The sequence below is a fragment of the Gluconobacter sp. GP1 genome (assembly GCF_032913585.1).
Classification (GTDB): Bacteria; Pseudomonadota; Alphaproteobacteria; order Acetobacterales; family Acetobacteraceae; genus Gluconobacter; species Gluconobacter cerinus.
In genome coordinates this window covers 355856-378921 of sequence record NZ_JASGXC010000003.1, presented here as the reverse complement: position 1 = coordinate 378921, position 23066 = coordinate 355856, and the positions used below count along the sequence as shown (strand labels likewise).

Below are 23066 nucleotides of genomic sequence, written 5' to 3'. Positions count from 1 at the left end.
ATAGATGGGCTTTCTGAGCCGCATGAAAAGAACAATTCGAGAATAAATGGTTGGTACGGAATGGCAGGTAGCGTCAATAAGGTGATTCTGGTCGGGAATCTGGGCAAGGACCCGGAAGTCCGGAACACGCAGTCAGGTGGGAAGGTTGTCAATCTGACGATCGCCACGTCTGAAACATGGAACGACCGTCAGTCCGGTGAGCGCCGCGAGCGTACGGAATGGCATCGCGTCGTCATTTTCAATGATCGCCTGGGCGATGTGGCTGAGCGTTTTCTGCGCAAGGGGCGCAAGGTTTACCTCGAAGGTGAACTGCGCACCCGTAAGTGGACCGACCAGTCTGGCCAGGAGCGTTACACGACGGAAGTGACGATTGATCGGTTCCGCGGTGAGCTGGTGCTTCTCGACAGTAACCGCAGCGGCGGTGATGAAGGCGGTGGCTTCGACGGTGGTGGTTCGTCCTACGGTGGCGGAAGCAACAACGGCGGTGGCTTTGGTGGTGGAAGCCGGAGCGGTGGCAGTGAAGGTGGCTTCGGCGGTGGCTCTCGGAGTAGCGGCGGTAGCGCAGGTAGCGCAGGTGGCGCGTCGGGCAGTCGTGGCGGTGGCTGGGATGCTCCGCCAGATAACGATCTGGATGATGAAATCCCGTTCTAAGGGATTTTCCGGAGAACCGGGCTGGCAGTGTCAGTCCGGTTTTTTTATGCGCGAAAGGCCCGTTTTTAGAGCGACAGATGAAGGAACTGGTTGAACTTAGAGGCCTGATAGTCAGCGAAAGGTTCGCCGAGTTGAAAGCCTCGGGCCTTGTAGAGCTTTAGTGCGGGTTCGAAAGAGGAATTCCGGTCGGTTTCAAGGCTGAGCTTTTTCAGGCCCAGAGAGCGCGCTCTGTGAATGAGATGATCCAGAAGACTGCTGGCGATGCCCTGTCTTAAAAAATCCGGATGAGTCCGCATGGATTTGAGTTCACCGTCGTGAGCACTCAATCGTTTTAGCGCACCAATGCCAGCAACGTGGCCGTGGTGATGGACAGTCCAGACCTCGATATCTGATGAGGTGAGAGCAGCCAGATCTAAGGCGAAGACGTGTCCAGTAGGAGTGTTTTCGTGCATTCCGGCAAGGTGAAGAGTCAAAAGGTCGCGTGTTTCTTGGTCGGAAAAATCGGCTGGGCGGAGAGTGTAGTTCGGGTTCATGGGGTGGAATCCGGAGTGGCCGTGCTTCTGGATAGAATGACGAGTTTATAGCCCGCATGAGCTGTCGGGATGAACGTTGTTTGATCGTAGTGGAGAAGGCCTTGTGTTGGATGCTGAAAGCTCCGGTGCCCTCCTTCTCTGGGGAGGACGCTTTGGTCTTCCCAGAAACGGTTGAATTCCGGACTTTCTCTCTGAAGAGTTGAAACAAGTGTCTGAAAAGGTTTGGTACGGGCACTCGAAACTGTATCAGCCCGAAATTCGGCCAGAAGCCGCTGGGCGCGGGTTAGCCAGTCCGTAAGGAAAATTCGGGCATTGGGGTTCAGAAAAACATAGCGTAGCTGATTGGTCTCTGAGCTGTTCAGCCAGGCATCGAAAAGGATTTTGGCTGCGGAATTTGCGCTCAGAACATTCCACATGGGATCGAGCAAATAAGCGGGGTTGGAGATCTGTTCCGGGAGGCTGAGAAGTGTGGCCGGTGCAGTTGGCGCAGTGTGATCCTGCTGAGGGTCTCGCAGTTCTGCCAACGTGAAAAGGTAGCGTCTTTCCGTCGTGGACAGTTTCAGAGCCGTGGCAATGCGCGACAGTGTGGCGGACGAGCATGAGACGTCGCGTCCCTGTTCCAGCCACGTGTACCATGTCGTGCTGATCCCGCAGAGTTGAGCTGTTTCTTCGCGGCGCAGCCCTGGGGTGCGTCTGCGACGTAATGGAGTCAGCAATCCTGCTTCTGACGGGGCAAGCCTTTCCCGGTGCGTGCGAAGAAACAGACCAAGAGTTTTGCGGCTGGACGTAGGCATGGTGCAATTTATACCATGATAAAATAGGATCTTATACCTGACTGTTTGTTGCCTGATGATGATCGCCAAGGGAGAAAAATTAGATGGTTAGGCAGGCAGGACAATTTGCTGCGAAGCATTATGAAGACAGGGCGTCATCTTACGTAAATAGCGTGGTGCATAATCAGGGCGATGATCTGGACGTGATGGTTCGGGCTGTTCAGGGGCGCGGGTTTGAACGTGTGCTGGACCTTGGCTGTGGCGGGGGGCATGTCAGCTATGCTGTGGCGCCACATGTCGGGCAGGTTGTCGCCTGCGATGTCACGGCCGGAATGTTGGCTGCGGTAAGCCGGTCCGCTCAAGACCGTGGCCTTGGCAACATTGCTGTTGAACAGGGCGCCGCAGAAGCGCTTCCATTTGATGATTGTGTGTTTGACGCTGTTTTATGCAGGTTTAGTGCCCATCATTGGGAAGGTTTTGAGGCTGGTCTGAGAGAAGTGCGTCGCGTTCTGAAGCCAGGAGGTCTGGCTATTTTGGGCGATGTTACGGCTCCCGAAGACGCTATGTCCGATAGCTGGCTCCAGACGTTGGAATTGATGCGGGATATCTCTCATGTGAGGGACTATGCCGTGACAGAATGGGTGTCTGCTCTCGGAAGATCCGGCTTTGTTGTGAATGGCCTGATACGCAGCCGTTTGCGGATGGAATTTGAGAGCTGGGTATCGCGAACACGAACGCCGACGGAACGTGTAGAGGGCATCCGGTCGTTGCAGCGTGGTGCGCCTGTAGCTGTCCGTGAAAGACTGGGGTTGGAAGAAGACGGCAGTTTCCTGCTGGACGTGACCGTTTTTCAGTCTCACAGGCCATAATGGGGTGGGTGTGGCATGTAGGCCGCGCATGGGCTATGCTGTGCGGACTGTATTTTAGCGTGGTGGACCTGTCTTGACCGAGCTGAACGAGCCGACTGATATTGTACCTTCCGATCGTCTTCCGGTGACGATCGAGGAGGAGATGCGCTCCTCCTATCTGGCCTATGCGATGTCGGTGATCGTCTCGCGTGCCTTGCCGGATGTGCGTGACGGCCTGAAACCCGTCCATCGCCGCATCCTGTATGCGATGCGCGAGAGTGGGTTTACGTCTGATAAGCCTTACCGCAAGTCTGCGCGTGCGGTCGGTGACGTGATGGGTAAATACCATCCGCACGGTGACAGCTCGATTTACGATGCCATGGTTCGTATGGCGCAGCATTGGTCAATGCGCGTCAAGCTGATTGATGGACAGGGTAACTTCGGTTCGGTCGATGGCGATAGCCCGGCTGCCATGCGTTACACCGAAGCCCGTTTGGCCAAGTCTGCGTCGTTCCTGCTGGATGATATTGAGCGGGACACGGTTGATTTTCAGCCGAACTACGACGAGAGCGAGCACGAGCCCAAGGTTCTGCCAGCGACGTTCCCAAACCTTCTGGTGAATGGCGCTTCGGGTATCGCGGTCGGTATGGCCACGAACATCCCGACGCATAATCCTGGCGAAGTCATTGATGCCACGCTGGCGATGATTGCCAATCCGGCGATTGAGCTGGATGAGCTGATGCAGATCATCCCCGGCCCGGATTTCCCGACCGGCGGAATCATCATGGGCCGCAGCGGTATCCGCAAGGCGTTTGAGACAGGGCGTGGATCTGTTCCGGTCCGGGCTCGTGCTGAGATCGAGGAGATCCGCAAGGATCGTCAGGCGATCGTCATCACCGAGATCCCGTATCAGGTGAACAAGGCAACCCTTCAGGAGAAGATTGCCGATCTCGTTCGTGCGAAGGAAATCGAAGGCATCTCCGATATCCGGGACGAAAGTGATCGTTCTGGAATGCGCGTTGTCATTGAGCTGAAGCGCGATGCGACGCCGGAAGTGGTGCTGAACCAGCTCTATCGCTTCACGCAGCTTCAGACGTCCTTCAGTGTCAATATGCTGGCACTCGATGAGGGCAAGCCGCGCACGATGGGGCTGATGGACGTTCTGCAGGCGTTCATTCGTTTCCGCGAAGACGTCATTCTGCGTCGCGCACGCTTCGATCTGAACAAGGTTCGGGATCGTGGGCATCTGCTGGTTGGCCTTGTGCTGGCTGTTGCCAACATCGACGAAGTGATCGCGCTGATCCGTTCTGCCCCTGATGCCTCGACAGCGCGTGAGCTGCTCATGGCGCGCGAGTGGGATGCGAGCGAAGTTGTGCCGTTGCTGGAGCTGATCCAGGACGAAGGCAATGTCATCTATGATGGCAAGGTTCGCCTCACAGAAGCGCAGGCTCGCGGTATTCTCGAACTGCGTTTGCAGCGTCTAACCGGTCTGGAACGTGAGAAGATCCAGGGTGAGCTGAGCGAAGTGGCGGCCAAGATTGCTGACCTGCTCGACATCATTGGCAGTCACAGTCGTCGCATGGATGTCATGCGCAATGAATTGCTGGCGGCTCGGGCTGAAATTGCCACCCCACGGATGTCGGAAATCTCCGATGCGCTGGGCGATCAGTCTGACGAAAGCCTGATTGAGCCGGGGCAGATGGTTGTGACCATCACGCGTGACGGTTTCATCAAGCGGACGCCGCTTGAGATGTTCCGTTCGCAGAACCGCGGTGGGCGTGGTCGTACGGCGTCTGGCCGTCGTGGCGATGACGTCATTATTCGCAGCTTCAATGCTCATACCCATCAGTGGGTGCTGTTCTTCTCTTCGGGCGGCAAGGCGTATCGCACCAAGGTCTGGCATCTGCCGGAAGCGTCTCCGACGTCCAAGGGGCGCGCGCTGGTCAACCTGCTTCCAGAGCTTGGTTCGGACGCTATTACAGCGGTGCTGCCGCTGCCGCAGGATGAGGAGTTGTGGGAAGACCTACACCTCACCTTTGCGACCGCCAGCGGCAATGTTCGTCGTAACCGTCTGAATGATTTCCGGAATATTCGGGCGTCCGGTCTGATTGCGATGAAGCTGGATGAGGGCGATTCCCTCATTGGTGTGGCGACGTGTCGTGAAGGTCAGGATGTGTTCCTGGCAACGAAGAACGCGCGCTGTGTCCGCTTCCAGATCACCGATGATACGCTGCGTGTGTTTGCAGGCCGTGGCAGCTCGGGCGTGCGTGGTATCCGCCTTGGTGATGGGGATGCGGTGATTTCACTGTGTATCCTCAACCATGTGGATGCTAGCGTTGAAGAGCGTGCGGCCTATCTGCGGATGGCCAATGCAAAACGTCGTGCCGAAAATGCTGCGTTGGCAGAAGGTGCTGAAGAAGAAGTGGTGTCCGGTGACGAAGACACTGTGGAGATTGCTGGCGATCTGACGCAGGAGCGCTTCGAGGAGCTGGAACAGCAGGAGGAAATTCTTCTGACTGTGACGGATGGCGGGTTTGGCCGTCGTTCCTCTGCCTATGATTATCGTGTGTCTGGCCGTGGCGGTCAGGGCATTACGAACATGACCTTCTCGGCCAATCGTCGTGGCAAGGAAGTGGTTGGGACGCTTCCAACGCTGGATGGCACGGATGTCATGCTCGTGACGGATACGGGTCGTCTGATCCGTCTGCCGGTGTCTCAGGTGCGTGTCATGGCACGTCAGGCCAGTGGTGTGACGCTGTTCCGCCTGAACGACAGTGAGACGGTGATCTGTGTCTTCCCGGTTGTGGAAGATGATGGGGAAGAGGGCGACCTGATCGAAGGGGATGTCGTGGCAACGCCGGACGGTACAGCGCCTGTTGATGGCACTGTGACGGACGGTGAGGCTTCTGTGGGTGACGCAGCCCCTGATGCCTGAGTGGCAGACTGATCCGCGTGTCGGGTTTTATCCCGGCACGTTTGATCCGGTGACGTTCGGTCATCTGGATATTATCGACCGTGCGTCCACTCTTTTTGACCGCCTGCTGGTTGGTGTGGCGATCAATGAGGGGAAGCAGCCGCTTCTGACGCTGGAAGAGCGTCTGGAGATGATGCGGCAGGAGGTCTCGAAATTGCCTCATGCTGACCGGATCAGGGTTCTGGGGTTTGATACCCTATTGGTCGATGCCGTACGTAAGGCTGGCGCTGGGACGGTTGTGCGCGGCCTTCGCTCTGCGGGGGATTTCGACTTTGAGAGTCAGCTCTCTGGAGCGCTGCGTCGTCTGGCGCCGGAAATTGAGACGGTCTTTCTGCTGTCTTCCGAAGGGCATCGCACGACGGCCAGTCGGATTGTGAAGGAAATTGCCCGTCTTGATGGCGATATTTCCTCCTTTGTCAGCGAAGATGTTGCAAGTCTCGTCTTGTCGAAACTGGGGCGAAGGGCGACATAGGAACCTTCATTGATTTCTGGAAGGTTCCAAGATGTCTGAGACCGCAGTACCCGACGGCAACAAGCTGGTTTTCGAACTCAAGAACGGTAAGGTCGTCATTGAGCTGCGCCCTGATCTGGCGCCGCTGGCTGTGGAGCGTCTGAAGCTTCTGGCGAGCGAAGGTTTTTACGACGGTGTGAAGTTCCACCGTGTGATCGAAGGCTTCATGGCACAGGGCGGCGATCCGACTGGCACAGGCACCAGCGGTAGCAGCTACCCGGACCTGAAGGCCGAGTTCACGGACAAGGCAAAGTTCGAGCGTGGCACACTTGGCATGGCCCGTACGATGGCTCCGCACTCTGCAAACAGCCAGTTCTTCATCATGTTCCAGGACGTGCCGTCTCTGAACGGTCAGTACACGATTGCTGGCAAGGTTGTTGAAGGCATGGAGTATGTCGATCAGATCAAGCGTGGCGCTGGCTCGTCAGGCGTCGTCAAGGATCCGGACACCATCGTTAAGGCTTATGTAGAAGCCTGAAGCTGTTTGGGCTGTTCTGAGTGTCTTGCGGGACGCTCAGGCAGCTTGCTGCTTGTTCTCTGGTGTTCGCAGGACTGTCACTCCTGCGGCATCATGAGGGTAGGGAGAGCCGCATTGAGCGGTGTAGCGCTCTGAAAAGGCCTCGCGTTCGAGGCGTTCACAATAATCCAGATATTTGATCAGGGCTCGCTCGGCACGCGGAGTGCGGCCGTAAATGCGCTTGTAGTGCTTCCACAGGATCAAGGCGTTGACGGACCAGGCATCATAGACGTGTTCGTTCAGGCGTCTGCGAATGGATGCTGGAAGCTGGTCGAATGCATCCCACTCGTTCCCCTCAAAGCGTTGCCAGATTTCATGCCGTACAGTGCGATCGTTTAAGGCGGAGTGATTGGTCAGGTTGTTATTTTTGGAGCGCATACAAGGGGCTTTTTCAGGCTCTGAATCGGTAGTATTTAATATGTTATAACATAACTAAAAAAATTCTAGTGCTGTTTTCCGGCTGCTGGAGGTTGACCTCCATAGTGGTTGTGGGGTAGCCATCCGCTCGGATGAACCGGTAGCTCAGTTGGTAGAGCATTCGACTTTTAATCGAATGGTCCTGGGTTCGAGTCCCAGCCGGTTCACCATTTTCCTTTTAGATCAAATATGTTTGGAAAACTTCGCCTAGGGCGAAGCATATTTGATGATGGGCTCCGTTAGCCCTGCGCCATTAGCAAGCAACGCTTTCAGCTAATGATTTCGTCCCAGGCCGATATGTGCTGCCAGCCTTATGGGACGAAAGACGCTTTGCCACGGAGTTGGTCCGCAGAGCGTGGTTTCATTTTTTTCCGGATGCTGAGTGCTTTATCAAGATGCGTCAGATGGGCATCCATGATCTTTACAGCATCTTTTACCTTGTTCTTGCGGAGTGCGCTTACAAGTCGACGGTGGTTGTCGCAGGATTGCTGCGCGTCGGCCTTGGATTGATACAAGGTGGCGATCAGCACGATCCGGGTTGTCAGTTCTTCAAGAATGTTGGCCAGAATAGAATTGCCCAGCGCTGCGGCAAGGTGAACGTGGAAGTGCCCTAGAAGGTAGCTCCGACGACCCAGGTCATTCTCATCGATGGCACGCTGTTGCTCCAGGACATGCGCTTCGAGCTGCTTGATCATCTCTGCACTAATATTTTTTTGAGTCATGAGAAGACCGATTTCAACAGATCGGCGTGCTTCGATTGTTTCCCGGGCTTCTTCGACGGTAGGTTCAATAACGAACCAGCCTCTCCTCGGTGAGACTGCCACAATGCCTCGGCTACTGAGGCGCATCATTGCTTCTCGCACCAGTGTTCGTGAGACCCCGAAGATCTCGCCTAGATCTTTTTCTCCCAGCCGCTCTCCTGGTGAAATCTCTTCAGAAAGAACGGCCTGTATGATTCTGTTCTCGATGACATTGCTGCTGGCTGGCTGCATCGATTTTTTCCGGTCTTCCATGGCAGCTTTTATGCGCCTCCTTTTTTGAGGGAACAAGCACAACAGAAGATCCGAAAAAGGAATATTCCGGCTTCGATCATTTTTAATGTGGAACAAGAAGAGTTTGTATTCTATCTGGTATACAAGATTCGCCGACATGGTGAATTGCGACACATCCTGACTGCTTCACATCGCCGATCTGGAAATGCCCGATGTCCCTTGTTTCGCCCTGCCGCTCCCGTTCTGCTCTCTCGTTGCGCGTAACGCTCCTGTCCACAGCTCTTCTGTCCTGTGTAGGAAGCGCGGATGCTGCTGTAGTGGCAGCGAAGCGGAGCTTGCATCCGATCGCTAAGCATGGGGCTGGAGCAGTACGGCATCGTACAGTTGATGCTTCCGCGGCGAGTAATGAGGTCGTTCACGTTAATGCCCGGCGCGGTGTGACTGGCGCAGGTCAGCACGAGGCGCATTCTGAAACGGTACTGTCCCGTCAGGAGCTTCAGAACCGCAACGTCCGTCAGTTGACAGACATCGTTCGTGTTGCGCCAAATCTGACTATTCAGCCGTCTTTTGGAAGCTCTGCACTGAACTTTGCATTGCGCGGTGTCGGGCTGATGGATTTTACCCAGAACAATACCCCCTCCGTCATGCCGTATGTCGATGGTGTGGCCTATCCGGTGAGTATCATGACGTCGGGTATGCTGTTTGACATGGATGACATTTCTGTCGCGCCTGGTGCGTCCGGTTTCACGCATGGACAGTCAACCACCGGGGGTGAGATTAATTTCCATACCGGTGATCCTACCCCCGAGTTTCATGCGGGCCTGACGGAAGACATTGCAAGCTATGGTCGCAACCGGGTTGAGGGGTTTGTCTCCGGGCCAATTTCCAAGTCGGTTTCGTTCCGTTTGGCAGGGCAGTCCATGACGGGGGGCGGCTTTCAGCACAATTCGCTGGGCGAAGGGTACGGCAACTCCAATATCGGAGCGCTTCGCGGCAAGCTGCGCTGGAAAATTGACGCTACATCGACGCTGGACATTGGTGGGCACTGGACGACGGACCAGTCCGAGACGTCTTCGGGGCATAATTTCTATAACAGCTACGGCGTTCCTGTGACGTCGGATATCATGCAGACCGAATGGGGACTTGATCCGCGGTTTGCAAAAATTATCGGTATCAACGGAGCCAATCAGAAGCCAAGGGAAGACAATATCTTCTGGGGAGCGAATGTCCGCTATACGAAGGACTTCAGCTGGGGCCGGTTATGGACGCTGAGCGCTTTTGAAGCTGTTGACGAGCATGAACTGACCAACCAGACGAACTCGGTTGCGTCCTATGGCAATATGTTCCGCAATAACCAGACGAATGTTTTCTCGCAGGAAGTTAAGCTTGAGTCCCGGGATCCGCATGCTCGCTTCCACTGGGAAGTCGGCATGTATTACAGCCGTGCACGGATGGCGCAGAATTTCTGGTATGATTCATCTGACCGCCCTGGGACGACACCGCTGAATGAGACGTCCTATCGTCAGAATCAGCAGAACTTCAATCAGTATGTTCAGCTTTCATATCGCATTCTGCCAAAGCTGACCCTTATCGGGGCGATCAGCCATGAGTCGGACGACCGGCAGATGTTGAATGTTGTCAGTGCTGATTACGACCTGAATACGGGTGCCAGAACGCATGTGCAGAACTTCGGCAATTCAGGGGCACTGACAAATCAGTTCGCTGGACGTGTCGGGGCACAATACCAGTTCAATCCCAGCGTGATGGGATATGTCATGTTCTCGCGTGGCTTCAAGCCAGGAGGATTTTCGGCCAACATCACCCAGCAGGCCAGCCAGCTAAAGCCGTTCAAGGCCGAGCAGGTTCTGACGTATGAGGGTGGTTTCAAAACGATGCTGTTCAACCGGCGTCTGCGCTTCAACGCAGCCGGTTTCTATTATGATTATCGGGACCAGCAGCTGCTCGGGACCATCCTTGTGCCACCGTACGGTGTGCTGGGCGGCTACGTGAATGCACCGCGCTCCAACATTTATGGCGCTGAGTTCGATATGGAAGCACATCCGTTTCATGGGCTCGTGCTGACACAGAATTTTGGATACCAGAACGGCTCTTACTCTCAGTTCCAGAGCCTGAATCGCAGTGCCACAACCGCCCAGTTTGCCTCAACGGGTGTCTGGTCGCCTGTGAATACGAACTATAATGGCTACAACATGGGGCTGGCCAATCTGACTCTTTCGGGAGCGGCGACCTACACCTGGTCCATGTTCCATGACTACAAGATGACTTTTGACGTCGATTATAATTATCGCGGCGCACAGACGCAGCCGCAGCATATTGGAGATGGCGGGATCTACCGTGCTCCGGCCTATTTCCTTGTGAACTCGTTCCTGACGTTTGCGGCACCGAAACAGCATTGGTCTGTATCGGTTTATGGGCAAAATCTTGCTGATCGCCGTTACTGGCTTTCTGGCGGGACGCAGGCCACTTTCTATGGTGTCATGCCGGGTCTGCCACGTTTCGTAGGCGCAAAAATGAACGTAACGTACTGAAAGAATAATCAGGACCTGAGCCGGAGTGCAGAGCCTCTAGCCGGCGTCAGGTTTTCTGAAGGAACGACGGGAAGAAGGTCTGGATGACGAGCAATACGAGCCTTTCGAAAGATGCGAAACGCAGGTTTCGTCCAGGGATTTTCTCTCAGGTTGTGATTGCAACTCTGATCGGGGTTTTGGTTGGTCTGTTCGCACCGCATGTTGCAGGGCAATTCCGATGGCTCACTGATCTGTTCCTTCGTCTGATTCTGATGGCGGTCGGCCCGCTGCTGTTCTGTATTGTCGTGACGGGTATTACGGGCGCGGGATCGCTAGGTGCTGTGGGACGACTGGGCTTTCGGTCCCTGATTTATTTCGAGGGTATGACCACGCTCGTCCTGCTGCTGTCGGTTGGGGCAGCCATGCTTATCCGGCCTGGACAAGGGCTGACTTTTACGCCCAGCCCTGAGGATGCCCATATCGTGGCATCCTACGCTGCGAATGCTCATCTTCTGCACGGGCAGGGTTTTACCGGGTTCATCCTGAGTCTTGTTCCACGGTCTCCGGTTGCCGCTTTCGCCGAAGGGAACATTCTCCAGATCCTGTTTTTCGCCATTCTGACAGGATGTTGCCTGAGCCGGATTGGGGACGTTGGTGCACCTGTTACACGCCTGATTGAAAGTCTCTCGACGCTTTTTTCAAGAATGATGCGGCTGATTATCGCTCTGGCACCTCTAGGAGTTTTCGGGGCTGTTGCGACGACGGTAGCAGAGTACGGACTGGATGCTATTGGGCGGCTTGCGTCGTTCGTTGTGCTCTATTTCGCAGCTATTGCAGTTTTCATCGTTGTGCTTCTGGGTGGCTGCCTTTTGGCGTGCGGTGTTCATCCGTGGCGCTTTGCCCGTTATTTCCGTGAAGAGATCCTTATTGTCACGGCGACGACCAGCTCTGATTCAGTTCTGCCAAGCATCATGGCAAAGCTTGAAGCCATGGGCGTTTCTAGGCAGGTGGTTGGTTTGGTTGTTCCTGCGGGGTATTCGCTCAATCTGGATGCACTATCGATCTATCTTGGCTTTGCCATTGTGTTTCTGGCCGATGTGACTGGTACGCCTCTGACGCTGACGCAAATGCTCTCTATGTTGGCGACGGCACTGATTACGTCCAAAGGGGCTCATGGAGTTCCGGGGATTGCGATCGTCGTTCTGGCTGCCACGTTGGCTGCTGCTCCTTCCATTCCGCTCTCCAGTCTTGTGCTTCTTCTGGCAGTAGACTGGTTTATCGGAATTGCCCGGGCTGTTGGTAACCTTGCAGGAAACTGTGTTGCTCCTGTTGTTATGGCGGCGTGGACTGGGGCGCTGGATCGTGAGCGGGCCCGACATATTCTGGCTCCCCGTGCGAAAATGGAGCTTCCGTCATGAGCAGCATGACAAAGCTTTTGTATTATCCGGAAGCGTTGCTGTCTGAGCGTGTTCACGCGTGTCTGGTGGAAGCCGGAGCTCAGGATGCAGACGCCGAAGCCACGACCAGGGCTTTGCTTTATGCGTCTCGTATCGGGGTCGATAGTCATGGTGTTCGGCTGGTGGGACATTATGTGCGGCTTCTGCGGTCTGGTGGGGTGAATTCCCTGCCTGTTCCTGTCTTCACCAGAACCGGGCCGGCAACTGGGCAATTGAATGCTGATGGCGGCCTGGCTCATTCTGCGGCCTATCGCGCCATGGATGAAGCCGTGGCGTTAGCTCGGGGCGCTGGAATTGGCGCGGTTGGAGTGCATCATTCCTCGCATTTCGGAGCAGCTGGCGCGTATGTCGTTGAGGCTGCAAGACAAGGAATGATCGGTTTGATCATGAGTAACTCTGACGCAGCCGTGTCCCTGTTTGGGGGCGCCAAGCCATTTCACGGAACAAACCCTATTGCGATGGCTGCCCCGACCAGTGGTTCTGATCCGTGGCTTATGGACATTGCGACGTCCTCAATTCCATTCAATCGCGTTAAGCTCTATCGCTCTCTTGGCTTGTCGTTACCATCAGGTGTGGCTGCGCGTGATGACGGACTACCCACACGAGATGCACAGTCAGCTGCGTTTCTTCAGCCGCTTGGTGGGGAAGAGTTTGGTTTCAAGGGGGCTGCACTGGCTGGGCTTGTTACCATACTGGCAGGCGTTCTGACGGGGGCGGCACTGGACCCGGTTATGGTGGGCACTGATGAAGAGCAGAGCGACCGGAAGCGGCAGAACGTTGGTCACTTTGCAATCGCCATAGATCCAGCAAGGTTTATCGGCAAAGCGGCTTATGATCTTGCAATGGGCTCTTATCTCGATCTTTTAAGAAATGGTCCGTCCGTTAATTCGCATAATCCAGTCATGGCGCCGGGTGACCGGGAGTGGCAGGAAGCTCGAAAGCGTGCCGAGACAGGGATTCCGGTCGATCCCGATACACAGCGAATTCTTGGTTTGATTTGAGGGCATAATTTATTCCCCAAAAATAGCAATCGGCACGTCTTGGTTAGGACGTGCTGTTTTTTTTGGGGGGAGAGGAGGCAGTCAGACCCAAACTATACCTCGCTCTATGTCATCAGTTTGCGCCCGTGCTGCTTTTTTCCTGGTCCATTTGTCCTTTTGGTGGAGAAGGGGGCGAGATTGTGAGAAGGAGACACCATGGTTGCGCTCACTCCTTCTCAGAAAACGGCTCTCGATGAAATCATCAAGGCGCATGCTGAAAAGCGGCCTACGCATTTACTGACGGGGTATGCCGGGAGCGGTAAGACGACCCTGATGCAGGAAGTGGCCACGCATTTCCTTCGTTTGAATGTTGTGACCGTGATTACGGCGCCGACACACAAGGCCACGGCTGTACTGCGAAGCAAGGTGGACAAGACCGTCGAGTGCCGGACCATCCAGAGCCATTTGAGCCTTCAGCCGTCATCTCAGGGTGGTAAAACCACTCTTGTACGCGCGAAGCGCCCGCAAACCATTCCGGATGGCGTGGTGATAGTGGATGAGTGTTCCATGATTTCGCGTGAGCTGATGGGGTGGATCCGGGATTTGCTCAAATACTGCTTCGTGCTGTTTGTGGGTGATCCAGCGCAGCTTCCGCCGGTCGGGGAAGACGCTTCTCCGTCTTTTTCTGTCCCGTCGACATCGCATCTTGAGACAGTGGTTCGGCAGGCGGCGGGTAATCCCATTCTGGAGGCTGCTACGATCATCAGGCAGAGTCAGGGTGGCGATGTGGACTGGAGCTGGGTTCAGGATGCCCGGAAAGGCTCCTCCGGGTTATTCGTCCCCAAGGATGTTGAAAGCTGGGTGCGCAAGGCCTTCACGTCTGATGCATTTGACGCAGACAATGATAGCTTTCGTTACCTGTGCTGGACGAATGACCGGGTTCATCAAGTGAACCAGATGGTTCGACAATGGCGGTATGGGGAGACGATTGATCGTCCCTTTATGCCGGGAGAACGTGCCGTCGCGCGTGCGCCCTTCAGTCGACAGAACGAAGACAAGAGCCGGCAGCAGATTGCGACTAATGAAGAAGTTCTGGTCATGGATATTCAGGCGTCTCGTTTGTCGTACCGTTTTGACGCCTGTGGATCTCTGGCGGCATGGACAACGGATTTACCAGCTTGGGACCTGACTGTGCTCACGCTGGCAGGAGAAGAAATTACCGCGCATCTGGTGCAGGATCCGCGGGATCTTCAGAGCGTGGATCGTCGGCTGGTTCAGGAAGCCAAACAGGAGCGCAAACGCTGGCAGCAGCGGTTTGCGTTTCAGAGTGCGCTGCTTAATTTGCAGGCCATTTATGCCATGACGGTGCATACGTCTCAGGGCAGTACGTTCCGGAATGTTTTTGTGGATCTGGGTGACATTCGACGTCGGGCAGGAGGAAACCCTCTTGAGACCCAGCAGCTTTGTTATGTAGCCCTGACCCGCGCGACGGATATGGTCTTTCTCGTCAATACTGGCTCTGCGAACTGAGAACTGACGGTTGATTTACTGAGATTTCCGTTGGTGAGCTCGAACGAAACAAGGAATAGGGCGATGCGGGTAAAAGTTGGTCTGGCTCTGGCACTTCTGGTGGCTCTGGCTGCTTGCGGGCCGGATTATGGTGGACAGGGTTCACGCCAATATCGGGGAGATGGGTTCGGTAATACGGGTTCAGGTCGGAGCAGTTATGGATATCAAGGTGGCCCAACCTGAAAAGCGTTTGCTGGCCTGAGCGTCAGGCCAGCGCGTCCTGCACCAGTTTTTCCTGCTGCGCCGCATGTGCACCAGGAAGACCGGTTGCAGGAGAGGCAGCACTTTCACGGCCCACATAATCAGGGCGCTGTACCTTGTGACCGCACTCGCGCAGAGCGCGCTCGATCCGACGATCAACAAAAATCCAGGCACCATTATTCTGGGGCTCTTCCTGGCACCAGATGATCTGTTCAGCATCCGGATAAAGCTCCAGTTGCTGGATCAGGGCGTGATGAGGGAACGGATAGAGCTGCTCCAGCCGGATGATGGCCACGTCCGTGCAGGACTTCCGCGCCCGCTCGGCAGTCAGGTCGTAGAAGACCTTACCGGAACACAGGATGATTTTTCTGGGGTTGGTAATGGTTTGCGGGTCTGCCAGGACTGGCTGGAAACGCGTGTGCGGGCCCATCTCAGCAAGCGCAGAAACGGCTTCCTTATGGCGAAGCAGAGACTTGGGCGTGAAGATGATCAGCGGCTTGCGGCAGCGGCGCGCAATCTGGCGGCGCAGAGCATGGAAATAATTGGCCGGGCTTGTGATGTTGCAGACGCGCAGATTGTTTTCTGCACACAACTGAAGAATGCGCTCTGGTCGCGCGGATGAATGTTCAGGGCCGCCACCTTCATACCCATGAGGAAGAAGGAGCGTCATGCTGGATGTACGAAGCCACTTGGTTTCCCCTGAGGCGATGAACTGATCCAGAATGACCTGTGCGCCGTTGGCGAAGTCTCCGAACTGGGCTTCCCAGAGAACCAGTGTGTCCGGGTCACCGAGGGAATAGCCGTATTCGAAGCCTAGCACCCCGAACTCGGAGAGGGGAGAATTCCAGAGGTGCAGCGGGGCCTGATGGGGGGCGATATGGGCGAGGAGCGTTTCTTCCTGTCCCGTTTCCTGATCAAACAGGACAGCATGACGCTGGCTGAAAGTGCCGCGTCGGCTATCCTGACCTGATAGGCGCACAGGATGCCCGTCCATTGAGAGCGTGCCAAACGCAAGGGCTTCGGCTGTGGCCCAATCGAGAGGGCCACCGTCCGCGACGGCCTTACCGCGGGCGATAATCTGCCGTGCAAGGCGGGGGTGAACGTTCAGGCCCTCTGGAATAGTACCGATGGCCTCTCCGATCATGCGCAGACGTTCCATCGGAACGCCGGTCATAGGTTGGATGCGTTCGGGTTCATCCTGGAGGCGGGTGGAATCCTGCGGTCCGTCCAGCCAGTCAGTTGCGTTTGGCCGGTAATGCTCGGAGGCTGCGAATTGCTCTTCCAGTCTTCTCTGGAAGTGCTGCCACATTTCTTCAACCTGATCCGACGTCAGAATGCCTTTACGGATCAGGGTATCGGCATAGAGGCGACGCGTCGTGGGGCGGGACTGGATGGCATGGACCATGGCAGGCTGAGTGAAGGCGGGTTCGTCGGTTTCATTGTGGCCATGGCGACGATAGCAGACGACATCCAGTACGACGTCTGCGTGAAAATCGCGGCGCCATTCATGTGCCAGCAAGGCTGCCCGCGCGACAGCGTCCGGGTCATCGCTATTGACGTGCAGGATTGGTGCCTGAACGGATTTGGCGATGTCTGTGTTGTAGATACCAGAATGAGCGTCAGATTGAACGGTCGTGAAGCCGATCTGATTGTTGATGATGACGTGGACGGTTCCGCCTGTGCTGTAGCCTTCAAGTTTGGAAAGGCCCAGCGTTTCATAAACAACGCCCTGCCCGGCGAACGCAGCGTCTCCATGAACAAGAATACCAAGATGGCGATCGCGGTGCTTGTCTTTTTCACGATCCTGATCAGCCCGGACGCGACCGAGAACAACAGGGTCTACGGCTTCAAGGTGAGACGGGTTTGGCAGGAGGGAAATACGCAAGGTGTGGCCTGCGTGTTCCATCGTGGTGGCGGTGCCGAGATGGTATTTGACGTCGCCAGACCCTTGGATGTCATCTGGCTTGAAGGACGCGCCAGCAAATTCGCTGAAGATTGCCGCAAAGGGCTTCCGCAGGATATTGGCCATAACGTTCAGTCGGCCGCGATGTGGCATGCCCAGCGATACAGATTTTGCGCCATCGCGTGCAGCAGCATCGATCAGGGTCCGGAGGGCGACGATAACACTCTCTCCACCTTCCAGACCAAAGCGGCGCATTCCCATGAAGCGCTTTTGACAAAATCCTTCAAAGCCCTCTGCACGGGTCAGGGCCAGAAGAATGCGCTCCGGCTCCATCGCTGGCGTCGAGGATGATGTCTCAAGCCGGTCAATCCACCATTGTCTCTGCTGCGGGTCCTGAATGTGCATGAATTCGGCACTCAAGGTGCCCGAATAGGCGCGGCGCAGCCGAGCAAGCAGATCACGGTCTGCGTCGGGTGGGCTAAGCTCAGGAATGTGCGGTGTTGGTGCGAGACCGAGTGGATCCAGGCGTGCGAGAGCGTGGCCGCGCAGACGATAGGCGTTTTTCAGGGCCTCAGCACTACTGTCCGACGTGTCAGTTGTAGGACGTTCAGCACCAAGGGTTTCGAACAGGGCGGCGAAAGCTGGGTCCACGGACGCAGGATTGGTCTGCCAGCGGGCATGAAGCTCGGCCAGATAGACAGTGTTTGCGCCGTTGATGGCATCGCGGTCGTCGCGGTGATCGCCCATGAAAAATCAGTCTCCAGTCACAGGGGCGCGAACTCTAGCCCATCAGAGCAGGTGGGGGAACGCATTTGGATAATGCATTCCGTGTCAGTCTCTAGATGGGGTGAAGAACCGCTTCATGGAAGTGATTCGTCTGTCGAGGGTACGTTTTGCCACAGGAGTTTCTGTCACATCAAAGGCATGGAAGGCCCCGGGGACGATCTCCAGTTCCACGGAGACCCCGCTTCGGATCAGTCGTTGGGCGTAGAGCAGGTCTTCTTCGAGAAACAGATCCAATGAGCCGATCGTCATAATGACAGGGGGCAGCCCAGAAAGATCGCGGGCGCGGGAGGGCGCGGCATAGGGAGAAATATCGTCAGCGCCGGGCAGGGAGGGTGTGAGAAGAATCCCCCAGGCGTAAGTATTACTGGCGCGCGTCCAGACGAATTCGCCTGCGACGGGAGAAGGGTTTGCCTCGTTGTCGATCGTCCGGTCATCCAGCATCGGATAAATCAAGTTTTGAAAGAGAATGGCTGGCCCATTGCGGTCTCTGGCCAGCAGGCAGACAGCCGCCGCAAGATTCCCGCCTGCGCTTTCTCCGGTAACGGCGATCTGATCGCGGCGGATATTTAGGGCGTCAGCGTTGTCATAAATCCAGCAGAGCGTCGCGTAGGCATCTTCAATGCCACCTGGGAAAGGTGTTTCTGGCGTGAGGCGGTAATCCGGGGAGATGACAAGGCAATTCAAATCCTGGGCGAAGCGGCAGAGCTCGGCAGTGTTCTGTTCGGGGCGTCCAGCGCAGTGACCTCCACCATGGAAGTGCAGCAAAACCGGACGGGGTGTAGAGCTTTTCTCTTTAGGTTGAACGGTCAGAAGGCGGATGGTTCTGTCGCCCTCAGGGGGTGCAGGGATGTGACGTTGTTCAACAGTAACCTGAAAATCTTCAGCTTTCTGAAATGCTTGCGCGGCGCGGTTCTCAAGGGCGTTTCTCAGGTCCGGAAGTGTTTCTGGTGTCAGGTCAGTGGCAGGAAACTGGCTTAGGGTCGGAAGGAGTTCCGGAAGGACAAGTCGCGCTGTATTCATGAGAGCATTCCTGAAAAATGGGAAACCTGATCTTTTGGTGGCTTCAACGTCTGCCTGAAGGGGAGGTTTGAGGCATCATGTTTTAAGGTAGAGCGAAGTTTGCCATAAAATTGCCGCAACTTTTGAGCGGCACGCAGCGTCATACAGGCAGTGCCTTCTGGCAGTTTCTGGAAATTGCGAAGGACATGTCGAGGAGTTCAGCTCATGCGTGCTCTGCTTGTCTGTCTATTTTTAGCTGTCACGACCCTTATGACGCCGGATGCTTCGGCTCAGGGTCTGGAAAGTGGTATGCTGTCCGTACGGATGAGACTTGCTGAAGATGCAGGGATGTCTGGTGTGGACCGGCGGTTAATTGTTTGTCGGATCAATCCGCGCCTGTTGCATACGGTCTGGGTTCCAAACGTGAAAGAACCGCGTCAGCCGCAGGTTTGCACGGGCGGTGCTAACCGGCTTGGGGCTGGATATGTCCGCTATCTGTCAACCAGCCGCGTTTCAAAGGCGCAGAAGCCACTTCGCGGGTAAGTTTCTTTCGTGAGAGTTGGTGTTGACGTGTGTGGAATAGGTCTTGCCGGGTCGTTGGGGCAGGGCTAGCCTCGGCCACTATGTCCAACATTTCTCTCGATTATGATGCTCTGGCGCATACGCCGATTGCGGAGAAGCCTTTCCCGCATGTGGTTGTGCCGCATTTCATCAGCAATGATGATCTTCAGTCCATTGTGGCTGATCTGCCGGACATGCAGTCCGGCGGATCTTTTCCGCCGGAGGCGCTGGAGCTTACACCTCGTGTGAATAGCATGATCGAGGAATTGCAGGGTCCTTTGCTCAAGGACCTGATTGCGGAGAAGTTTGGCCTGGACTTGGCGGATGCACCGACCATGCTGACGGTTCGTGGTCGGACGCGTGAAAAAGACGGGCGCATTCACCGGGATTCCGAAGCCAAGCTGGTTACGGTGCTGTTGTATCTTAACCCGCGAGGCGAAGACTGGTCTTCGCGGGATGGGTGTTTGCGTCTGTTGAATGGCCCGGATGATGTCGAGGACTATGACGTGGAAGTCACGCCGGCTGAGGGAACGCTGCTGGTGTTCCCTAATGGTCCGACAACGTGGCACGGGCATCGGCAGTTTGTCGGGACGCGGTATGCGATCCAGCTCAATTATATGGCAACGGGCCGGAAGGCTCGGTACGAACTGGGGCGGCATCGTCTTTCGGCGCTGGTCAAGCGCCTGCCTTTCGTAGGCTGATTTTTTACAAGGGAACGGAAAACATCATGGGTTATCGGGTTGCGGTTGCGGGCGCCACGGGAGCGGTGGGGCGCGAGCTGCTGCGGATTCTGGCAGAACGTAATTTCCCTGTGGACGAGGTCGTGGCACTTGCGTCGCCGCGCTCTGTCGGGCGGGAAATTTCCTTTGGCGACAAGGCAGTGCTGAAGGTTCAGAACCTTGAGACGTTTGATTTCACGGGGTGGGATCTGGCGCTGTTTTCGCCGGGCGGAGAAGTATCGGCGATTTATGCGCCGAAGGCTGCCGCTGCGGGTTGTGTCGTGATCGACAACACGTCCCATTTCCGTATGGAGCCTGGTATTCCTCTGGTGGTGCCAGAGGTGAATGCGTCTGCGCTGAAAAAGGCGCGTCGTGGCATCATCGCCAACCCGAACTGCTCAACGGCGCAGATGCTTGTAGCGCTGAAGCCGCTGCATGATCTGTTCAAGATCAAGCGGATTGTCGTCTCGACTTATCAGGCCGTGTCCGGTGCGGGCAAAGACGGAATGGACGAACTGTTTGGGCAGACCAAGGGCACCTTCGTGAACGACCCGCCGACGGTGGCTCAGTTTACCAAGCAGATCGCCTTTAACGTCATTCCGCACATTGATCGTTTCATGGAAGATGGAGCGACCAAGGAAGAGTGGAAAATGGCGGTTGAAACCCGCAAGATACTGGATCCGGACATTCAGGTTCTGGCGACCTGTGTCCGTGTTCCGGTTTTCATCGGCCATTCCGAAGCGATCAGCATTGAGTGCGAGAAGCCGATTGACCTGAAGAAAGCTCGTGAGGCTTTGCGCAAGGCTCCCGGCGTCATTCTGCGCGATGTACGCGAAGACGGCGGTTATGTAACGCCGATTGAATGTGTCGGGGAGGATGCAACGTATGTGTCTCGCCTGCGCATTGATCCGACAGTCGAGAATGGTCTGGCACTCTGGTGCGTCTCGGACAATCTTCGCAAGGGTGCAGCACTGAATGCCGTGCAGATTGCGGAAAGCCTGGTTGAACAGGGTCTTTTGAAGAATGGAGCCCTTTTTCCTGTGAAGGAATAAGGGAGTTTTCTGAAGTTCTGGCGCGTCTGAAGGGAAACTTTCAGACGCGTTTTTTATGTCGAGATGAAAAGGGTCATTCGTGACTGTTCCCCGCACAGAAACGGTTCTTGAAGCCAATCAGACTATTGAACTTCTGCCTTTGAATTCGCTTCTGGGACGGCTGTTGGACTCTCAGAAAGAGGCTTTAGAGCGGGTCGGAGAGGCACTCCCGTCCATTGAAGCCGCAGTTGAGGCGAGTGTACCCCGTCTTCAGGGTGGCGGTCGGTTGATTTATGCCGGGGCTGGAACGTCTGGTCGTATTGGGGTTCAGGACGGGGTGGAACTGACACCAACGTTTGGACTGCCGCCTGAGCGGCTGGTTTTGCTACTGGCTGGTGGCGCCGGTGCAGGGACGCAGGCTGTCGAAGGTGCAGAAGACAGGGAAGATCAGGCGCGCGTTGATCTTGGAGCATATGGGCCCACGCCGAATGACGTGGTCATTGGTGTCGCGGCGAGTGGCAATACGCCTTACACCTGTGCTGTTGTTGAAGCCGGGCGTGAGGTCGGGGCTTTGACAATTGGGGTAAGTGGAAACGCGCATTCACGTCTTTTACGCAGTGCTGAAATCAGGATCAGTCTTCCTACGGGCGCTGAAGTTTTGGCTGGCTCCACGCGGATGGCAGCAGGGACGGCCCAGAAGGTTGCGCTTAACCTGTTTTCTACCGCTTTGATGACGCGCCTTGGGCATGTCTATCGCGGGCGTATGGTCGATATGCGAATTAGCAATGACAAGTTGCAGTTACGTGCCGAGCGCATGGTGTTCGAATTGGCTGGGGGAACGGACGAGGAAGTTCGTGATGCGTTGCGGTTGGTTGGCGGCAATGTAAAGCGGGCAGTTCTTGTGAGAAAGGGTGTGTCTGTCGAGAAGATTGAGACGCTTCTTCAGGCGCATAACGGCAATCTGCATACGGTCCTGGCCTCTCTCTGAAGGTAAAAACCTGATGTCTTTCGAGAATATGCAGTGGGCCATTGGTCTCATGAGTGGCACGTCTCTTGATGGGGTGGATGCAGCTCTGGTGCAGACAGATGGGGAGCGGATTGCTCAGTATGGGCCAGCCGTGACGGTTCCCTACGACTCTGCTTTGCGGGCTCGGCTGCGCCATTTGCTGGATCATGCTGCACAACTGGCAGAAGATGATCCGGATATTCTGGCTGCCGAACGGGACGTGACGCTACGGCATGTGGATGCTGTTCGGGAGCTTATGACGCTGGCTCCAGATATTCGCCCTGATATCATTGGCTTTCATGGGCAAACTGTCCTGCATCAGCCGGAAAAAGGGCGAAGCTGGCAGATTGGTGATGGAGCGCTTCTTCAGGCGGAGTGTGGCGTCCCGGTTGTTTATGATTTCCGTGCACGGGATCTGGAATGTGGTGGTGAGGGCGCGCCATTGGTGCCCGTTCTGCATGCCGCGCTTTTGGAAAGTGAGACGCAGTCTGTTGCTGTTCTGAATATTGGTGGCGTGGCAAATGTCACCTTGCTCGGGCCGAACACAGAGGGGCAGCGTCTGGTTTGGGCGTGCGATACCGGACCGGGAAATGCTCTTCTGGACGACTGGGCGGAGCGACATACTGGCGTTGCGTGTGACGTCGATGGCGCGTTAGCGAGAAAAGGAAAGGTAGACCGAGCTGTTTTAGAAAGCTTGCTGGCAGTGCCATATTTTCAGCGTGAAATGCCAAAGTCGTTAGACCGTTTGAGCTTTCACGCTTCTGCCATGCAGGCCGTTGAAACGCTTTCTGCTGAAGACGGTGCTGCGACACTGCTGGAGTTTACGGTTGAAGCGATTGCTCGAACACCCATGTCGGTCAAACCCGCAAAATGGTTTGTCGCTGGAGGGGGACGCCACAATCCAGTTTTGATGGAGCGCTTGCGCTCACGTTTGGGATGTCTCGGGTCCGTCGATGATCTTGGATGGGACGGGGACGCACTTGAGGCCCAGTGCTTTGCGCTTCTGGCCGTTCGTTATGTACGTGATCTTCCTTCGTCGTGGCCACAGACGACTGGGACGGAAAAGCCTTGTGTGGCAGGCCGATCAGCACGCTGAGCGGTCTGCCTGTC

At 55.8% G+C, this 23066-nt stretch carries 21 protein-coding genes and 1 tRNA gene; 16 read left to right on the top strand and 6 right to left on the bottom strand.

Annotation, left to right across the window (positions count from 1 at the left end; all coding sequences use genetic code 11):
* Positions 1-60: 60 nt before the first annotated feature.
* The gene (gene ssb, locus R5H23_RS09965; RefSeq protein WP_211509537.1) at positions 61-651 is read left to right on the top strand and encodes a single-stranded DNA-binding protein; all 591 of its coding nucleotides are present in this window, start codon (positions 61-63) and stop codon (positions 649-651) included.
* Between the two features lie 65 nt (positions 652-716).
* Here ssb and R5H23_RS09960 read toward each other — a convergent pair whose 3' ends face one another.
* Both R5H23_RS09960 and R5H23_RS09955 read right to left on the bottom strand, forming a co-directional pair.
* Positions 717-1184 (bottom strand): GNAT family N-acetyltransferase, encoded by a 468-nt coding sequence (locus tag R5H23_RS09960; protein WP_211509536.1) that lies wholly within the window; start codon positions 1182-1184, stop codon positions 717-719.
* Positions 1181-1978 (bottom strand): helix-turn-helix transcriptional regulator, encoded by a 798-nt coding sequence (locus tag R5H23_RS09955; protein WP_317215296.1) that lies wholly within the window; start codon positions 1976-1978, stop codon positions 1181-1183. The genes R5H23_RS09960 and R5H23_RS09955 overlap by 4 nt, the downstream gene beginning before the upstream one ends.
* Before the next feature lie 83 nt (positions 1979-2061).
* Here R5H23_RS09955 and R5H23_RS09950 point away from each other — a divergent pair, with 83 nt between their 5' ends.
* The 4 genes from R5H23_RS09950 to R5H23_RS09935 all read left to right on the top strand — a co-directional run bounded on the left by R5H23_RS09950 (position 2062) and on the right by R5H23_RS09935 (position 6768).
* Positions 2062-2826, top strand: a complete 765-nt coding sequence (locus R5H23_RS09950; RefSeq protein WP_211509534.1) for a class I SAM-dependent methyltransferase — start codon at positions 2062-2064, stop codon at positions 2824-2826.
* Between the two features lie 73 nt (positions 2827-2899).
* Positions 2900-5740 (top strand): DNA gyrase subunit A, encoded by a 2841-nt coding sequence (gene gyrA, locus R5H23_RS09945; protein WP_203547980.1) that lies wholly within the window; start codon positions 2900-2902, stop codon positions 5738-5740.
* The gene (coaD, locus tag R5H23_RS09940) at positions 5733-6251 is read left to right on the top strand and encodes a pantetheine-phosphate adenylyltransferase (RefSeq protein ID WP_317215481.1); all 519 of its coding nucleotides are present in this window, start codon (positions 5733-5735) and stop codon (positions 6249-6251) included. The genes gyrA and coaD overlap by 8 nt, the downstream gene beginning before the upstream one ends.
* Positions 6252-6282: 31 nt before the next feature.
* Positions 6283-6768: a peptidylprolyl isomerase gene (locus R5H23_RS09935; RefSeq protein WP_086634607.1), complete on the top strand. Its 486-nt coding sequence runs from the start codon at positions 6283-6285 to the stop codon at positions 6766-6768.
* A 36-nt stretch (positions 6769-6804) separates the two neighbouring features.
* Here the strand turns inward: R5H23_RS09935 and R5H23_RS09930 are convergent, their stop codons facing one another.
* Positions 6805-7185, bottom strand: coding sequence for a DUF6525 family protein (locus tag R5H23_RS09930; RefSeq protein WP_064275282.1), 381 nt, complete (start codon positions 7183-7185; stop codon positions 6805-6807).
* Positions 7186-7318: 133 nt separating this feature from the next.
* Between R5H23_RS09930 and R5H23_RS09925 the strand changes: the two genes are divergently transcribed.
* A tRNA-Lys gene (locus R5H23_RS09925) sits at positions 7319-7394 on the top strand.
* A gap of 141 nt (positions 7395-7535) precedes the next feature.
* Here the strand turns inward: R5H23_RS09925 and R5H23_RS09920 are convergent.
* A complete protein-coding gene (locus R5H23_RS09920) occupies positions 7536-8390 on the bottom strand; it encodes a GntR family transcriptional regulator (RefSeq protein WP_317215294.1) in 855 nt (284 codons plus the stop codon).
* A 38-nt stretch (positions 8391-8428) separates the two neighbouring features.
* Between R5H23_RS09920 and R5H23_RS09915 the strand changes: the two genes are divergently transcribed.
* The 5 genes from R5H23_RS09915 (at position 8429) to R5H23_RS09895 (ending at position 14933) form a co-directional block, all read left to right on the top strand.
* On the top strand, positions 8429-10765 hold the full coding sequence (locus tag R5H23_RS09915) for a TonB-dependent receptor domain-containing protein (RefSeq protein ID WP_317215292.1): 2337 nt from the start codon (positions 8429-8431) through the stop codon (positions 10763-10765).
* 83 nt (positions 10766-10848) lie between these two features.
* Positions 10849-12162, top strand: coding sequence for a cation:dicarboxylate symporter family transporter (locus R5H23_RS09910; RefSeq protein WP_317215291.1), 1314 nt, complete (start codon positions 10849-10851; stop codon positions 12160-12162).
* Positions 12159-13202: an Ldh family oxidoreductase gene (locus R5H23_RS09905; RefSeq protein WP_317215290.1), complete on the top strand. Its 1044-nt coding sequence runs from the start codon at positions 12159-12161 to the stop codon at positions 13200-13202. The genes R5H23_RS09910 and R5H23_RS09905 overlap by 4 nt, the downstream gene beginning before the upstream one ends.
* 195 nt (positions 13203-13397) lie before the next feature.
* Positions 13398-14711 carry an AAA family ATPase gene (locus R5H23_RS09900; protein ID WP_317215288.1) on the top strand — a complete coding sequence of 438 codons (1314 nt, stop codon included), beginning with the start codon at positions 13398-13400 and terminating at the stop codon, positions 14709-14711.
* Positions 14712-14774: 63 nt separating this feature from the next.
* On the top strand, positions 14775-14933 hold the full coding sequence (locus R5H23_RS09895; RefSeq protein WP_167386119.1) for a hypothetical protein: 159 nt from the start codon (positions 14775-14777) through the stop codon (positions 14931-14933).
* A gap of 22 nt (positions 14934-14955) precedes the next feature.
* Here the strand turns inward: R5H23_RS09895 and R5H23_RS09890 are convergent, their stop codons facing one another.
* Positions 14956-17601 (bottom strand): 2-oxoglutarate dehydrogenase E1 component, encoded by a 2646-nt coding sequence (locus tag R5H23_RS09890; RefSeq protein WP_317215286.1) that lies wholly within the window; start codon positions 17599-17601, stop codon positions 14956-14958.
* Between the two features lie 84 nt (positions 17602-17685).
* The gene (locus R5H23_RS09885; protein WP_317215285.1) at positions 17686-18660 is read right to left on the bottom strand and encodes an alpha/beta hydrolase; all 975 of its coding nucleotides are present in this window, start codon (positions 18658-18660) and stop codon (positions 17686-17688) included.
* A 204-nt stretch (positions 18661-18864) separates the two neighbouring features.
* Between R5H23_RS09885 and R5H23_RS09880 the strand changes: the two genes are divergently transcribed.
* From R5H23_RS09880 to R5H23_RS09860, 5 genes are all read left to right on the top strand, one after another.
* The gene (locus tag R5H23_RS09880; protein WP_211509525.1) at positions 18865-19182 is read left to right on the top strand and encodes a hypothetical protein; all 318 of its coding nucleotides are present in this window, start codon (positions 18865-18867) and stop codon (positions 19180-19182) included.
* 80 nt (positions 19183-19262) lie between these two features.
* The gene (locus R5H23_RS09875; RefSeq protein ID WP_086633562.1) at positions 19263-19901 is read left to right on the top strand and encodes a 2OG-Fe(II) oxygenase; all 639 of its coding nucleotides are present in this window, start codon (positions 19263-19265) and stop codon (positions 19899-19901) included.
* 26 nt (positions 19902-19927) lie between these two features.
* Positions 19928-20971 carry an aspartate-semialdehyde dehydrogenase gene (locus R5H23_RS09870; RefSeq protein WP_317215284.1) on the top strand — a complete coding sequence of 348 codons (1044 nt, stop codon included), beginning with the start codon at positions 19928-19930 and terminating at the stop codon, positions 20969-20971.
* A 79-nt stretch (positions 20972-21050) separates the two neighbouring features.
* Positions 21051-21938, top strand: a complete 888-nt coding sequence (locus R5H23_RS09865; protein ID WP_317215283.1) for an N-acetylmuramic acid 6-phosphate etherase — start codon at positions 21051-21053, stop codon at positions 21936-21938.
* A 13-nt stretch (positions 21939-21951) separates the two neighbouring features.
* Positions 21952-23052: an anhydro-N-acetylmuramic acid kinase gene (locus tag R5H23_RS09860; protein WP_317215282.1), complete on the top strand. Its 1101-nt coding sequence runs from the start codon at positions 21952-21954 to the stop codon at positions 23050-23052.
* Positions 23053-23066 lie beyond the last annotated feature (14 nt).

Coding starts and splice junctions, on each gene's coding strand:
- R5H23_RS09880 (WP_211509525.1), top strand. CDS start 18,865: ATGCGTGCTCTGCTTGTCTGTCTATTTTTAGCTGTCACGACCCTTATG.
- R5H23_RS09935 (WP_086634607.1), top strand. CDS start 6,283: ATGTCTGAGACCGCAGTACCCGACGGCAACAAGCTGGTTTTCGAACTC.
- R5H23_RS09905 (WP_317215290.1), top strand. CDS start 12,159: ATGAGCAGCATGACAAAGCTTTTGTATTATCCGGAAGCGTTGCTGTCT.
- R5H23_RS09895 (WP_167386119.1), top strand. CDS start 14,775: ATGCGGGTAAAAGTTGGTCTGGCTCTGGCACTTCTGGTGGCTCTGGCT.
- R5H23_RS09960 (WP_211509536.1), bottom strand. CDS start 1,184: ATGAACCCGAACTACACTCTCCGCCCAGCCGATTTTTCCGACCAAGAA.
- R5H23_RS09915 (WP_317215292.1), top strand. CDS start 8,429: ATGTCCCTTGTTTCGCCCTGCCGCTCCCGTTCTGCTCTCTCGTTGCGC.
- R5H23_RS09930 (WP_064275282.1), bottom strand. CDS start 7,185: ATGCGCTCCAAAAATAACAACCTGACCAATCACTCCGCCTTAAACGAT.
- R5H23_RS09885 (WP_317215285.1), bottom strand. CDS start 18,660: ATGAATACAGCGCGACTTGTCCTTCCGGAACTCCTTCCGACCCTAAGC.
- coaD (WP_317215481.1), top strand. CDS start 5,733: ATGCCTGAGTGGCAGACTGATCCGCGTGTCGGGTTTTATCCCGGCACG.
- R5H23_RS09900 (WP_317215288.1), top strand. CDS start 13,398: ATGGTTGCGCTCACTCCTTCTCAGAAAACGGCTCTCGATGAAATCATC.
- R5H23_RS09955 (WP_317215296.1), bottom strand. CDS start 1,978: ATGCCTACGTCCAGCCGCAAAACTCTTGGTCTGTTTCTTCGCACGCAC.
- R5H23_RS09890 (WP_317215286.1), bottom strand. CDS start 17,601: ATGGGCGATCACCGCGACGACCGCGATGCCATCAACGGCGCAAACACT.
- R5H23_RS09910 (WP_317215291.1), top strand. CDS start 10,849: ATGACGAGCAATACGAGCCTTTCGAAAGATGCGAAACGCAGGTTTCGT.
- R5H23_RS09950 (WP_211509534.1), top strand. CDS start 2,062: ATGGTTAGGCAGGCAGGACAATTTGCTGCGAAGCATTATGAAGACAGG.
- R5H23_RS09875 (WP_086633562.1), top strand. CDS start 19,263: ATGTCCAACATTTCTCTCGATTATGATGCTCTGGCGCATACGCCGATT.
- ssb (WP_211509537.1), top strand. CDS start 61: ATGGCAGGTAGCGTCAATAAGGTGATTCTGGTCGGGAATCTGGGCAAG.
- R5H23_RS09870 (WP_317215284.1), top strand. CDS start 19,928: ATGGGTTATCGGGTTGCGGTTGCGGGCGCCACGGGAGCGGTGGGGCGC.
- R5H23_RS09860 (WP_317215282.1), top strand. CDS start 21,952: ATGTCTTTCGAGAATATGCAGTGGGCCATTGGTCTCATGAGTGGCACG.